Annotated in this window: 12 protein-coding genes; 6 read left to right on the top strand and 6 right to left on the bottom strand. The window is 47.0% G+C overall.

Annotated features, from left to right (window positions below; translation table 11 throughout):
- Positions 1-282: 282 nt before the first annotated feature.
- On the bottom strand, positions 283-552 hold the full coding sequence (gene rpsN, locus CKW00_RS04620; RefSeq protein WP_093107397.1) for a 30S ribosomal protein S14: 270 nt from the start codon (positions 550-552) through the stop codon (positions 283-285).
- Between the two features lie 228 nt (positions 553-780).
- Here rpsN and CKW00_RS04615 point away from each other — a divergent pair, with 228 nt between their 5' ends.
- From CKW00_RS04615 to CKW00_RS04600, 4 genes are all read left to right on the top strand, one after another.
- Positions 781-1,455, top strand: coding sequence for a response regulator transcription factor (locus CKW00_RS04615; protein WP_095821600.1), 675 nt, complete (start codon positions 781-783; stop codon positions 1,453-1,455).
- Positions 1,455-2,825 carry a sensor histidine kinase gene (locus CKW00_RS04610; protein ID WP_095821599.1) on the top strand — a complete coding sequence of 457 codons (1,371 nt, stop codon included), beginning with the start codon at positions 1,455-1,457 and terminating at the stop codon, positions 2,823-2,825. The genes CKW00_RS04615 and CKW00_RS04610 overlap by 1 nt, the downstream gene beginning before the upstream one ends.
- A gap of 113 nt (positions 2,826-2,938) precedes the next feature.
- On the top strand, positions 2,939-3,934 hold the full coding sequence (locus CKW00_RS04605) for an ABC transporter permease (RefSeq protein WP_332889038.1): 996 nt from the start codon (positions 2,939-2,941) through the stop codon (positions 3,932-3,934).
- Positions 3,935-3,936: 2 nt separating this feature from the next.
- Positions 3,937-4,602 (top strand): ABC transporter ATP-binding protein, encoded by a 666-nt coding sequence (locus CKW00_RS04600; RefSeq protein ID WP_095821597.1) that lies wholly within the window; start codon positions 3,937-3,939, stop codon positions 4,600-4,602.
- A 122-nt stretch (positions 4,603-4,724) separates the two neighbouring features.
- Here CKW00_RS04600 and CKW00_RS04595 read toward each other — a convergent pair whose 3' ends face one another.
- Both CKW00_RS04595 and CKW00_RS04590 read right to left on the bottom strand, forming a co-directional pair.
- Positions 4,725-5,006 carry a hypothetical protein gene (locus tag CKW00_RS04595; protein WP_095821596.1) on the bottom strand — a complete coding sequence of 94 codons (282 nt, stop codon included), beginning with the start codon at positions 5,004-5,006 and terminating at the stop codon, positions 4,725-4,727.
- A gap of 227 nt (positions 5,007-5,233) precedes the next feature.
- Positions 5,234-7,015 carry a DUF2339 domain-containing protein gene (locus CKW00_RS04590; RefSeq protein WP_095821595.1) on the bottom strand — a complete coding sequence of 594 codons (1,782 nt, stop codon included), beginning with the start codon at positions 7,013-7,015 and terminating at the stop codon, positions 5,234-5,236.
- Positions 7,016-7,305: 290 nt separating this feature from the next.
- Here CKW00_RS04590 and CKW00_RS04585 point away from each other — a divergent pair, with 290 nt between their 5' ends.
- A complete protein-coding gene (locus tag CKW00_RS04585; protein WP_095821594.1) occupies positions 7,306-8,478 on the top strand; it encodes an iron-containing alcohol dehydrogenase in 1,173 nt (390 codons plus the stop codon).
- Between the two features lie 156 nt (positions 8,479-8,634).
- Positions 8,635-9,048 carry a cupin domain-containing protein gene (locus CKW00_RS04580; protein WP_095821593.1) on the top strand — a complete coding sequence of 138 codons (414 nt, stop codon included), beginning with the start codon at positions 8,635-8,637 and terminating at the stop codon, positions 9,046-9,048.
- 90 nt (positions 9,049-9,138) lie between these two features.
- Here the strand turns inward: CKW00_RS04580 and CKW00_RS04575 are convergent, their stop codons facing one another.
- From CKW00_RS04575 to CKW00_RS04565, 3 genes are all read right to left on the bottom strand, one after another.
- Entirely contained in the window at positions 9,139-10,458 is a 1,320-nt protein-coding gene (locus tag CKW00_RS04575; RefSeq protein WP_158221276.1) for an Ltp family lipoprotein, read from the bottom strand.
- Between the two features lie 373 nt (positions 10,459-10,831).
- On the bottom strand, positions 10,832-11,323 hold the full coding sequence (locus CKW00_RS04570) for a hypothetical protein (RefSeq protein ID WP_095821591.1): 492 nt from the start codon (positions 11,321-11,323) through the stop codon (positions 10,832-10,834).
- Between the two features lie 325 nt (positions 11,324-11,648).
- Positions 11,649-12,779, bottom strand: coding sequence for a glycerate kinase (locus CKW00_RS04565; RefSeq protein ID WP_095821590.1), 1,131 nt, complete (start codon positions 12,777-12,779; stop codon positions 11,649-11,651).
- Positions 12,780-12,785 lie beyond the last annotated feature (6 nt).

Genomic DNA, 12,785 nt, shown 5'->3' with positions numbered 1-12,785 from the left:
TTATATAGGCCGGATAGAGGGGTACCTTGGACCACTTTCGTTTCCTGCCTCTGTTTCCAGTGATAAAAGGGGCGTGTATAAGGAGAAATGACTTCTGGGTAAACTTAACGGAAAAACAGCTGTCATCACGGGCGGATCCGGAGGTATCGGCTTCGGTGTCGCCAAAGAGAAAGCGAACGTTGTACTCGTTGACGTTAATGAAGAAACTAACCAAAAAGCCGCAACAACACCGGATCCGGTTGGTTATTGCGGCTTTTAAATTTAGAGCAATATCACAAATTTTTACCAGCTGGCTTTGCTTACACCCGGAATCTGTCCTTTGTGTGCATAATCCCTGAAAGCGATCCTCGACATTTTAAATTTCCTCATATACCCCCGCGGACGTCCCGTCACTTCACATCTGCCGGTGAGACGGGTCGGAGATGAATCGCGCGGAAGCTTCCGAAGAGCTTCGTAATCCCCTTTTTCTTTCAGTTCTTTACGCAAGTCGGCGTACTGCATGACCATCCGCTGACGCTTCTGTTCTTTCGCGATTTTCGACTTTTTAGCCATTCTATATGAACCTCCCTGTAAATATAAATTTATATTTAATGAAATAGTAGCAAATAACATAACCTAAATCGTAATCATTACTATTTAAGTTACTTTGTAAATATATCATCTGCCTGGAATTTATTCAAATTCAGCGCCTGTTCTCCCTGTACTAAGATTTTTGTTCACCTTCCGTTCACCTTCTTTTGTTATCCTAAAAGAAGGAATGTACAGGAAAGGATGAAACGCATGACTTCCATACTGATTACAGACGATGATCCTTATATCAGAAAGCTCGTCTCCCGGACGCTTGAATCATCGGGATACGAGACATACAGAGCTTCCAATGCAGATGAAGCTATATCCGTGCTGGATAAGTCAGGAATCGATCTGGCTGTCGTCGATGTCATGATGCCCGGAACGGACGGATACACTTTAACGAAAATAGTCACGGAAGATTATGGACTTCCCGTCATACTTCTTACGGCTAAAGGCGAATTGCACGACAAAGAACAGGGATACCGGGCCGGGACGGACGATTACATCGTGAAGCCGTTCGAACCTAAAGAACTGCTGTTCCGGATCGAAGCCGTGCTCAGAAGATATGACAAGCCGAATGTCCAGTCATTAGCAGCGGGGGAACTCGTAATCGACCGGAATAATTACGACGTCCGGATCGGTACCAGCCACCTCATGCTTCCGCTGAAGGAATTCGACCTTCTCGCTCTCCTCGCTTCCACCCCCAACCGTGTGCTCAGCAGAGACCACCTGATTGAACAGGTGTGGGGTCTTGAATTCGAAGGAGACGAGCGTACGCTGAACGTCCACATAAAAAGACTGAGAGAGCGTCTCGCACCACTTACTCACAGTGTCACCATACAGACGGTGCGCGGCGTCGGGTACAGATTAGAGGTGAACGGGTAATGAGGTCCCTCTACACAAAATTTCTGCTGTACACCCTTATCATTATGAGTGCGAGCTTTCTCATCGGTTTTCTTTTGGCGAATGCTTACTATCAGAACAACCTGAAGCCCGAAACCGACCGAAAGAACATGCAAATCGCAAAACAGATAGCTTCCTACGCCGAGTCGTCCGACAATCCGGAGGACTACCTGTCCACTACGGCCTCAACCGGTTATCAGCTGTTCCTGAAGGGGCCGGAGAAGTCCAGTTTTTTCGGAAATCCTTTTGACGGAAAGGATCTACCGGAAGAGGACGTGCAGCGCGTCATAGACGGAGAAACGTATCACGGTATGAGGGATTTTTCGGCAGGGATTTTCGTCACCGGATTTTTCGCGAACGAACTGCGGAATTCCGTCGGGGTGCCTGTAACGATAGAAGGTGAGCCTCATGCGCTGTTCCTGCGTCCGGATATCAAACTTCTTTTTAACGAAGTTCACATTCTCTTCGGTCAGATGGCAGTAGTCATCGTCATTTTGAGTCTTCTGGCGATGCTTCTTTTTTCCGGGATTCTCGTTCACCCGATCCGCAAACTTTCCCGGACGACCAACGTCATCAAAAAAGGTGACTTCACCGTGCATCCCGACATTCACCGGAAAGATGAAATCGGAACGCTTGCACGAAACTTCTCTTCCATGATCGACCGGCTAGGGGAAGTCGATCGGCTCCGTCGTAACTTCGTATCAAACGTCAGTCACGATTTTCAGACGCCCCTGCTGAACATACGCGGCTACAGTCACCTTCTGGAAAGCCCCGAGCTATCCGAAGAAGAGAAAACAGAATACATCAAGATTATTCAGGATGAAACAGAGCGACTGTCCACATTATCGAGGCAGCTCCTTCTTCTTTCGTCCATCGAAGACAGCGGAAATCTTATCGAACGGCAAAGTTTCGATATCAAACGTCAGCTGGAAGAGACGCTCCGGCGCTATCACTGGAGAATCAGCTCGGAAGGACTGGCGTTGACGTACACTTTCGATGAAGCAACATACAGCGGGAATGCGGAACTCCTTCAGGCGGTATGGGACAACCTCATCACCAACGCCATCAAATACTCAAAACCCGATTCTTCCATCCACGTTTCCTTACAGAATATGGATAAAGAAATCACAGTTTCCGTCCGGGATGAAGGGATAGGGATGAGTGAAGCGGAAATGAGCCGGGCGTTCGACCGCTTCTACCGGGCGGATGAAGCACGGTCACGCACGACAGACGGCACCGGACTCGGCCTTTCCATAGTCAAAGAAGTCACCGACATTCACGGAGGAACGGCGAGCGTCTCGAGCATTCCTGGAGAAGGCACAGTCTTCACGATCACCCTTCCTCATCTGTAACACCCCGTTAACCTTTCGTTCACCTTGCTGGTTTACCATAGTCAGTAGAAGGAACGAAAGGTTTTTATTATACAGAAAGGGTTGAAGAACAGATGAATATGGCATTAAAAGAAATGAAAAAAAATAAAACGAGGTTCCTGATCATAGGCGCGGTCGTTTTTCTGATCAGCCTGCTGACTTTTCTATTATCCGGACTCGCGAACGGTCTTTCGGAGGATAATATGGCGTCCATCCGTAATCTGCCCGAGGGGAATTTTCATTTGACGGAGGATGCAGAAGGTTCCTACACCCGTTCCAATCTGGATGAAGCCACTGTACAGAGTGCCACCGGTCAGAACAATTACGCTTTTTCCGTGCAGATGGGAGGCCTTGAGAAATCAGAACGCAAGTATTCGCTCGCTTTCTTCACTTCCACCTCAACCTCCCCATTCCCGCAGCCGGATAAAGGAGAGGTTGTACTCGATTCGTCTGTTAAAGAAGAAGGAGTCTCTGTCGGTGATACGCTTACACACCCGCAGACGGGTGAAGAACTGGAAGTGACCGGGTTCGCGGATAATGAACGATTCAGCCACTCCCCGGCCGCTTTCGTAAATCAGGAAGAGTTTTCTTCCATGTTCCGCATCGAAGATTTCCAGGTTCTTTATACAGAGAATGCAAAAGATATAAGCGGACTGGAGACGTTTTCGAAGAGCGAATTCCTGTCCTCCATCCCGAGCTATCAGGCGGAACAGATGACTCTGTCGATGATTCTCTGGTTCCTCGTCCTGATCAGCGGCATGCTGTTTGCGATCTTTTTCTACATGATGAACGTACAGAAAACGGGGATGTTCGGCATTCTGAAAGCGATCGGTGTTCGTACGAGACGCCTGTTTTATATGATGTGGGTCCAGATGCTGACGATCACCAGTCTGGCTGTACTGCTCTCCGGCCTCGCAGGTCAGACAGCAGGAGTTCTCCTGCCGGAAGCGATGCCTTATGATCTTCCGGTTTCGACGACCCTGGCTCTTGCAGCCGTATTTCTCGTCGTCGGTTTCGTCGGTTCCACGTTTTCCGGATTACGCATACGTCAAATTAAACCGCTGGAAGCGATCCAGCAGGGAGAGGGGTAACTATGGAAACATTTCAATTAACGAATATCAGAAAAACATTCAAAAACGGAGAAGTCGAAGAAGAAGTGTTGAAAGGTGTGAACCTCTCCCTCCGCCCGGGAGAGATCACCGCTCTGACCGGGGCTTCCGGTTCAGGGAAAAGTACGCTGCTCACCATAGCCGCAGGGCTGCAGGAAACTTCCGAGGGTGAAATCAGATTTAAAGGGAAGAACCTGGCTGATGTAAAAGAGGAAAAGTTACGTAAGGTGCGGGCCGAAGAATTCGGCTTCATTTTCCAGTCCTCCCATCTCGTCCCGTTCCTGACCGTTGAGGAACAGCTCTTCATGATGCTTGAGGTTGCCGGGAAAAAGAAAGAGGAAGATGAAGTGACAGCTATCTTGAACAAGGTGGGGCTTTCCCATCGCAGGAAGGCCTACCCTTCTTCCCTGTCCGGAGGAGAAAAACAGCGGGCCGCCATCGCCCGTTCCGTTATCCACCGCCCTTCCGTTTTGTTCGCCGACGAACCGACAGCAAGTCTCGATTCGAAAAAATCGGAAGAAGTGATGCAGCTTCTCGAAGACATGACGAAAGAGCTTGGCATGGCTACCCTCCTCGTCACTCACGAAACGGAGATGCTTTCTTTCGCAGACCGGGTCGTTCATATGGAAGACGGGAAGATTTTAGCATAGATATTAATGAAGTCCAGGTACTAGAGTTCAGCTTGAACTATATACCGGAGTAGCGGGGCGCTTATGAAAAGTGCCCCGCTTTTCAGGTTGTAGTTCAGTGAATCACCAGCGTTCTTTTCAAATCAAGCCAAAGCCATTTGAGACATCAATAACCCAGTACCAAAAACGAAGGCATTGACCGCTCCTATAATAAATGAAACAACCGCTAAATAATTTTTTTCTTCATCTTTAAAACAAGCCATTATACCTAATATGAACGTAGCCAGAATCATGACTCCAACTACTACAATACCCAAACGGAAATTTATCGGGATAAAATCATATATAAGTAAATAAAAGAAAGGCATGGTAAGGAGACTACTAATAAAAGAACCGTAGCTATTAAAAGTTAACTTCTTATTCAACCTACAACCTCCTAACAAGTTTGATTACATGTTAAAAAAGAAGGGCGAACATATAAAGGTAAAATAAATTAGACAGGTGGACTCATTCCTGAAACAGTAATTACTGTATAAAGGAAAAATGAGCCACTCCCACCCATTCACTTACAAAAACGGCAGCAAGGTCAATTATATTTTAAAGAAGCTGGATTTATTAAAAACCCACCTGTCTTACTTATTTCAACATTTTATTAGTTGTCATTCTGCTTATTCGCCCGATAGAAAAACCTCGACACCAGCACTCCCACTACACCAAGTCCGATGAACAGCAGCCCACGTACGATAGCATCAATATAGGAAATATCAACAAGGAAAGCTTTTCCAAGCGTAATGAAAATCCATACTATCGCGAAAATACGGAGCGGTCTCTTATCTTTCAGGATCCCCGCTGTCAGTGCAGCCACTGCGAATAGGATCCAGCTTATTGATACCGCTATATCCCGGTAGTCATAAAAGTTCTCCTCTCCAATCTGGAAGGCTACCTGCGTCAGGGTAAGAAGTGCGAAACCGATGCCCGCTCCGGCAAATACGTAAACGCACGTACGCCGGACGATGTCCGTCATCACTTTATTACCCGTATAGGAACGGAAAAGCAGATAAACAAGGCCTGATACGATAGCTGCGGTGACCCCTTCAAATATTGGTACGTCCACTGCGGATTCAATATACTCGAGATTGCTGAGTGTTAAGGAAGCACCGATGATGAAAAAGATGGATGCGAGAACGGTTTGCACCCGGCTGTTGATGCCGAAGCCGAGTCGATAAAGAGCGATTGCTTCCACAAGATACAGAATCGCGGATCCTTCGTAATCGAAGATACGGAATATCTCGAACGTTCCAAGCACCACTGCGAACAGTGTATATAAATGAAACAGCATGTCCCCGCTGTGTCGGATCCGGTAAGCGATTCCTCCGTAAAGAAGAGCGCCTGCAACGAGAAAAGCATCGAGTACGGAAACAATCAGAGTCACCCACCCGTATTCATATATAGAAGCAGGAGAAAGAGGAGTTACAAACAGCCAGATCACTGCAGCTGTAAACGTAAGCGAAAGGAGCGTCCCCTTTGCCCTGGACAGGGCTTCCGAATAGAACAGAAGAATAGAGAGGGCTATGTGTATCGCTACGACGGTGTAGGCGAATATATCATACTGGTCGACAGGTCCGGTGTTGTTCCCTAGTGTGTCTGTCAGCGCAGAGGCTATTACATAAACGAAAAACGTAACGGAAGGAAGCAGCGTTGTCGCATACAGTAAAACTATATATTCCCGTCTCCACGCATAGACGCCAAGAGCCACCACGAGCAGCATCTCGTAGAAAAAGAATACGAAAAAGTCCCCCCCTTCTCCTCCAACGAGAAATGGTACGAAGAATCCTGCTATAGTCAAAAAGACGGCGAGAGCCTGGGATTTATATACGTGCGACAGGTACAATCCTGTAAAGATGCCGATGACGTACAGAATAAAAGCGCTCGGCGTCTGAATCAGTCCGTACAGAACGGTACCTGCAAAGGTGGAGAATATCCATACGCCCGCTCCCCCGCCGATCAGACTGACCCCGAGTCCTCTCCGCTCTCTCTTCGTCTGGTACACCCCGGTGATGGCGAGGACTACGGAAGCTACAAACCCGATAAGAACACGGATCGGTTCCGTAATCCAGTTGTTCTCGACGGCGGACTGAAATGCCCACACCACACCGATCAACAGGACAACGATGAAGACACGCGGCAGCCACACTTGGCCGATCCACGCTTCCCAGTCTCTCCCTGTAGGCTTCGTTTTTCCCTCATCCTTTTTCGTTTCTTCGGACGAATAGGAATCACGCCTTTCCGGTTGAGAAAAAAACGGTTGTTTTGTCCCCTTCTTCTCTTCCGGTTCCGTCTCTCTGTCTTTCAGCATAGATTTTATTTCTTCCATTTCTCTTTCCAGCTTATCCAGACGCTCCGCGAGACGACGGTTCGATTCGTTTTTATTCATCTCCGGTCTCCCCTCCTCCTGCTTATGCGTAATCTCCTTAATTTACCTTCTACATATGTCATTCGTCTAAAATCCCGATAATCCTTTTATGATATTTGTGTTTAATACAGTGAACACGGGGAACACTCCCCAAGCGACAGTGATCGTTCCCTTAAATCACCATAACTAGAATTTTTTGTTTAATGAAATTCAAAGAGGGAACACTGCTCAAGCGTTGCCGTTTCATTAATACGGCAACTGTCATCAAGAAGAGACTAATCAACGAAGCCAACTGAAGGAGGCTATTATTTATGAGTCGTTTTACGATTCCACGTGATATTTATTTTGAAGAGAACGCACTGGAAGTACTGGAGTCCTTTGAAGGGAAGAAAGCTGCACTCGTCATCGGCGGCGGTTCCGTAAAACAAAACGGAAACCTTACAAAGATCCAGGAACACCTGGCAGCTGCGAATATAGAAACAGAAGTATTTGAAGGCTACGATACAGAACCGACATTCGAAGCGGTGAAAAAAGGTGCAAAAGACCTTGATAAGTTCCAGCCGGACTGGATTATCGGTATCGGCGGCGGATCTGCAATGGACTCCGCTAAAGCGATCTGGCTTTTCCACGAATATCCGGATCTCTCTTTTGAAGATGCTGTGAAACCGTTCGAACTGCCACGTCTTCGCCAGAAAGCGAAATTCGCCGGCATTCCGACGACAAGCGGAAGTGGTTCCGAAGTATCCAACCTGTCTGTCGTCGCCGATGAAACGACGAACGTGAAATATCCGCTGGCGGACTTTGAACTGACACCGGATGTCGCTATCATCGACCCTGTCATGGTTGAGGAACTTCCTAAGCACATCGCCGCTTATACAGGCATGGATGCCTTCACCCATACGATTGAAGCGTACGTAGCGAAACCACGCACGCTGTATACAGACATCCTTTCCCTCGGGGGAGCTGAAGTGATCAAAGATAACCTGCTCGCTTCCTACAAAGGGGATCAGGAAGCTGCAAAACAGATGCACACCATTCAGGCGATGGCAGGAATGGCTTTTGCGAACGCCGTACTCGGTAACGTGCACAGCCTGGCCCACAAGAGTGGTCCGACATTCGGCATTCCGCACGGCTATGCCAACGCGATTTATCTTCCTTACGTCATCCAGTTCAACCGTGAAGTGGTGGAAGATCGTTTCGCCGAAGTTGCCCGTCGTCTTAACCTGAAAGGGAACAACGATGCTGAATTGACAGATTCTCTTGTAGAATACATTTATCAGCTCAATAAAGACCTCGGTCTTGCAACGACGCTTCAGGACTTCGGCGTATCCGAAGAAGACTTCAACAAGCATCTGGACACGATGGCCGAGAACGCTCTCGAAGATCCGTGCACAGGCACTAACCCACGCGAAACATCTTTCGAACAGATGAAAGAACTATTCAAAGCTTCTTACTATGGTAAAGAAGCTCTGGTAAAAGCATAACCTTCAGCAAGGTTTTATAACAGAGTTCCAGGGAAAGCCTCCCGGGGACTCTGTTTTTTGATACGGAGGCTGTTATGAACGACATGCAACGTTTAGTTTCAGACAGAAACAGGTACAGAATAGGAAGATCAGATTATTACTTCAGGAGGGATAACGATGGAATTGAAAGATTACGGCTCTGCCCCATTCGTAACGAACATTGAAGAAGCCACTAAAGAGAACACGAACTATCGTACAGCTTTATGGACCGGAAAAAATCTTCAGGTCACTTTGATGAGCATAGATGTAGGTGAAGATATCGGTCTTGAAGTCCATCACGAACTGGACCAGTTTCTCCGGGTGGAAGAAGGAGAAGGTCTTGCACAGATGGGAGACAGTGAAAACAACCTGGATTTCGAAAAGAAAGTAGGCGACGATGACATAGTGCTCGTTCCGGCAGGAAAATGGCACAACGTAACGAACAAAGGCGACAAGCCGCTCAAAATCTATTCTATTTATGCACCTCCGGAACACGACCACGGAACTGTACACAAGACGAGAGCCGAAGGAATGGAAGATCACGACCATTAATCTTGATTTTAAAAAATGCTTTCCATATCAACAATGGAAAGCATTTTTTTCATATTCTCCTGTTTCAATTCTCTCCAGTTACCTCCGCAGCTACAGACCGACCTGATCAGCTGCGTATTCCGCCTGTTCTCTGGTGAATCCGTTTCCTGCATCCGACGATAGCTGTTGGATCAGTCCATCTCTCGAGAAGGACATCGTATCCAGATAGCTTTCCGCACTTTTCACCGCCTGCTCGTTCCAGTCCACGTCCAGCTGATTCACCGCAAACTCAGCGTCTTCCCGCGGATACCCGCTTCCCGCGTCCGAAGATAACTGTCGTATCAGACCTTTTTTGGAAAAAGCACTGAATTCCAGATAGCTCTCTGCCTGTGCCACCGCGTTCTGCTTAGATTTCGTCATAGAACCATCCGAACTGCCGTCATCATCAGAGGACTCATTCGAAGAACTTTCGTTTCCTCCGAAATTCATCTGTTCGACCGCATATTGGGCCTGTTCTTCCGTGAATTTTTCCCCGGCGTCCGAAGTGAGCTGTTGTTTCAACCCGCTTTCTGAAAAAGAGCTGTACTCTAAATAATTTTCTGCACTTTTCACTGCCTGCTCGTTCCAGTTTACATCCAATTGATTCACTGCAAACTCAGCGTCCTCCTGGGGATAGCCACTACCATAGTCGGAGGACAGCTGATCGATAAGACCCAGTTTGGAAAAAGCTGCGTATTCCAAATAACTCTCCGCTTCCTGAAGGGCGTTCTTTTGGGAAGTAGTCATATCACTTTCCGATTCACTACTATCTGCGGAGGACTCTTCAGAGGATTCTTCGCTGACTGTCTCCTCTTTACTGAAATCGATTTGATCGATGGCATATTGCGCCTGCTCCTCGGTAAAACCTTCCCCGGCATCCGAAGTGAGCTGCTGTTTCAACTCCTGTTCAGAAAAGGCGCTGACGTCCATATAATTTTCCGCGCTTTTCACCGCCTGCTCATTCCAATCCACCTTCAGCTGGTTCACAGCGTATTCGGCATCCTCCCGGGGATAACCGCTCCCTGCTTCAGAAGACAGTTGGTTAAGGAGACCTTCTCTGGAAAAGGCAGAAAACTCTAAGTAATCCTCAGCCTCCTGCACCGCATTTTTCTGAGAAGTTGTTATTTTATTATTTTCCTCTTTCTTTTCCTTTGAGGCTTTCTCGCTTCCCGTTTCACTATTTTCCTTTTTATCCTTCTCTTTCGTACTGGCTTCCACTTCTTCCTTACTTTCGCTTTCTTCACTGGCCACCTGTTCGCTGTTTGAGGTGCTTTCCGTCTGTTCGGTGCTCCCTTCGTCCCCAAGGTTCCCGATGACTAACATGGCTAAAATCAAAATTGTCCAGAACCAGAATCGTTTGTAGACTGGTTTTTTTGTTTTACTGCGTGCCATGGTACTCCCTCCCGTTTTTAGATTCATTTCCATGGACTGGCGCTAACCTTTGCAGAGTTTTTCCAGGGCGCTCATCTGTACTGATCAGATTTATAATCTGTAGGTTCAGAGGAGCAATAAGGTCTACTGAACAATGCCTTCTTTCCTTAAACTTTACCATGATAATCGTTCAATTAGGTGAAATCCCCCAATGTTTTTACAAGGTAAGCAATAATTTGTTAACGCTTACTTTTGTATTGCTACACCTTGAAATTAATATAAAAGTTAAAAAAACTTGCGAAATACAGATTTAAATGATTTCATTTCAATTTCTTTCTTGAGTTCCTTCTTTATATGATTAACTCTGTTATTGTACGTCAGATTACCACGCTTATTATTTTTCTGTACTTAAATTTTCAAATGTAGATGATGAAATAATCTGGTCTCTTTCTTGTCCATTTACGTCATAAGTAATTTGAATTTTTCTGTTCTTGTTCATTTCAACATTGTTTAAAGAAGTTTCTAAGATTAAAGAGGCTTTATCATTAATCTCAAAACCTTCTATTTCTTCTTTTTCCCCTATACTATCTCTTTCGTATACTCCTGTTTTCTTATCCGGTTTTCCTCCATAAAATTTATAATTAATCCCATCGTCAGAATGGACAGGTTCTTCGCCGTTAATCATTTCTACGGAAACTATTTTTGCTGTTTCATTTCCAGACCATTTGATTGGTACCACAAAAAAATATTTTTCCCCTGAAGAAAGAGAGCTTGCAGAAATATTTTCAATTGAAAATTCCCCATTGTTACTAATTTCAGATTCTGAACATGCACTTACGATACATAAAGGAAGTAAGACTGCAAAAGCAAATAATACTTTTTTCATGCTGAATCACCTTTCCTGAAAATAAAAATAACCGGAAAACTGTTGAATCTCCTGGCTGACGATAGCATATAAAGGCATGGTACCAGCTAGGGTCACTGATGCATGTAACTCATCACTTTCAGAGATCATTTCAAGTGGCAAACAGGGGTGATATTTTGCCACTTCCAGTTGAAACACTCCCTTTATGAGACATACACAAGCGTTCAGGAATCAGTGCACAACAGTCCGCGAACAGAAAATCATAAACTTAATCCCCCCATTTTAAGAGGGGAGTTAAGCTAACTTAACACTCCCCCTGTACGGCAACCTAATAATAATGCTATCGCTACAGTTTCATCAGTCTGGCCACATTTTCTGCGGTTTGCGCCACGTTCCGGAAGGAGACCCTCTTCAACTCTTCCAGACTGGCGGGTCCGGCAACTGTGCTGAACACGGAGTCGATTCCTGCGTCAAACACTGTTTCGTATCCTTCTTCGACACTGCCGCATAAGGCGATTACAGGTAACGGAGGAGTATTTTCCTTCGCCATTTTCGCTACGTACACGGGCGTTTTTCCAAATACCGTCTGATGATTGATACCGCCTTCTCCCGTGATGACAAAGTCAGCGTCCTGCATATGCTTTTTCAGCTGAGTCACATCGGCAACAATTTCGGCTCCTTTCTCAAGCGCACAGGGAAAATATCCAAGAAAGGCAGCGCCCATCCCACCAGCTGCGCCGGCGCCTGGGGTGTGAACGATGTCGCACTCCACCTGTTCCCCGGCCACAGCTGCAAAATTTGCAAGGGCACGGTCGAGCAGAGCAACGTCCTCCCGGGACGCTCCTTTTTGTGGACCGTATATCGCTGATGCCCCGTATTCCCCTGTTAAAGGATTATCGACATCACAGGCGATCCGGAAATGGGATTGTTCGATTCTCGGGTCGAGACCGCTCGTATCAATATGTGCCAGATGAAGCAGAGAAGCTCCGCCCGGCGCCAATTCCTCCCCGTTTTCATCTGTAAAGGAAGCGCCCAACGCCTGAAGCATTCCAGCACCTGCGTCATTCGTCGCACTTCCGCCGAGTCCGATAATAAATGATCGTGCCCCCTGCCGGAAGGCGTGGCTGATTAACTGACCTGTGCCGAATGTGGAAGTTATCTTCGGGTCTTTCGTCTCGGCAGTCGTGTGCTGAATACCGGAAGCTGCCGCCATTTCAATCACTGCCGTGCTGCCATCTCCCGAAATACCATAGGGAGCTTCCACGGGGTTTCCGAAAGGATCGGACACGTTGGCGGTGACCACTTTTCCTCCGGAAGCATCCATCAGCGCCCGCATCGTCCCTTCTCCCCCGTCCGCCATGGGGCACACAATAATTTCCGCATCGAGCACGCGTGCCAGTCCCTCCTTGGCAGCCTCCCCCACCTGCTGCGAGGTAAGGGTCTCTTTATAAGAATCAGAAGCGATAACGATCTTCATCTTTCA

The organism is Salimicrobium humidisoli (assembly GCF_002295105.1).
GTDB classification, from domain to species: Bacteria; Bacillota; Bacilli; order Bacillales; family Halobacillaceae; genus Salimicrobium; species Salimicrobium humidisoli.
Note: the sequence above shows the minus strand (reverse complement) of the source record. Positions and strands in the feature narration are given on the sequence as shown.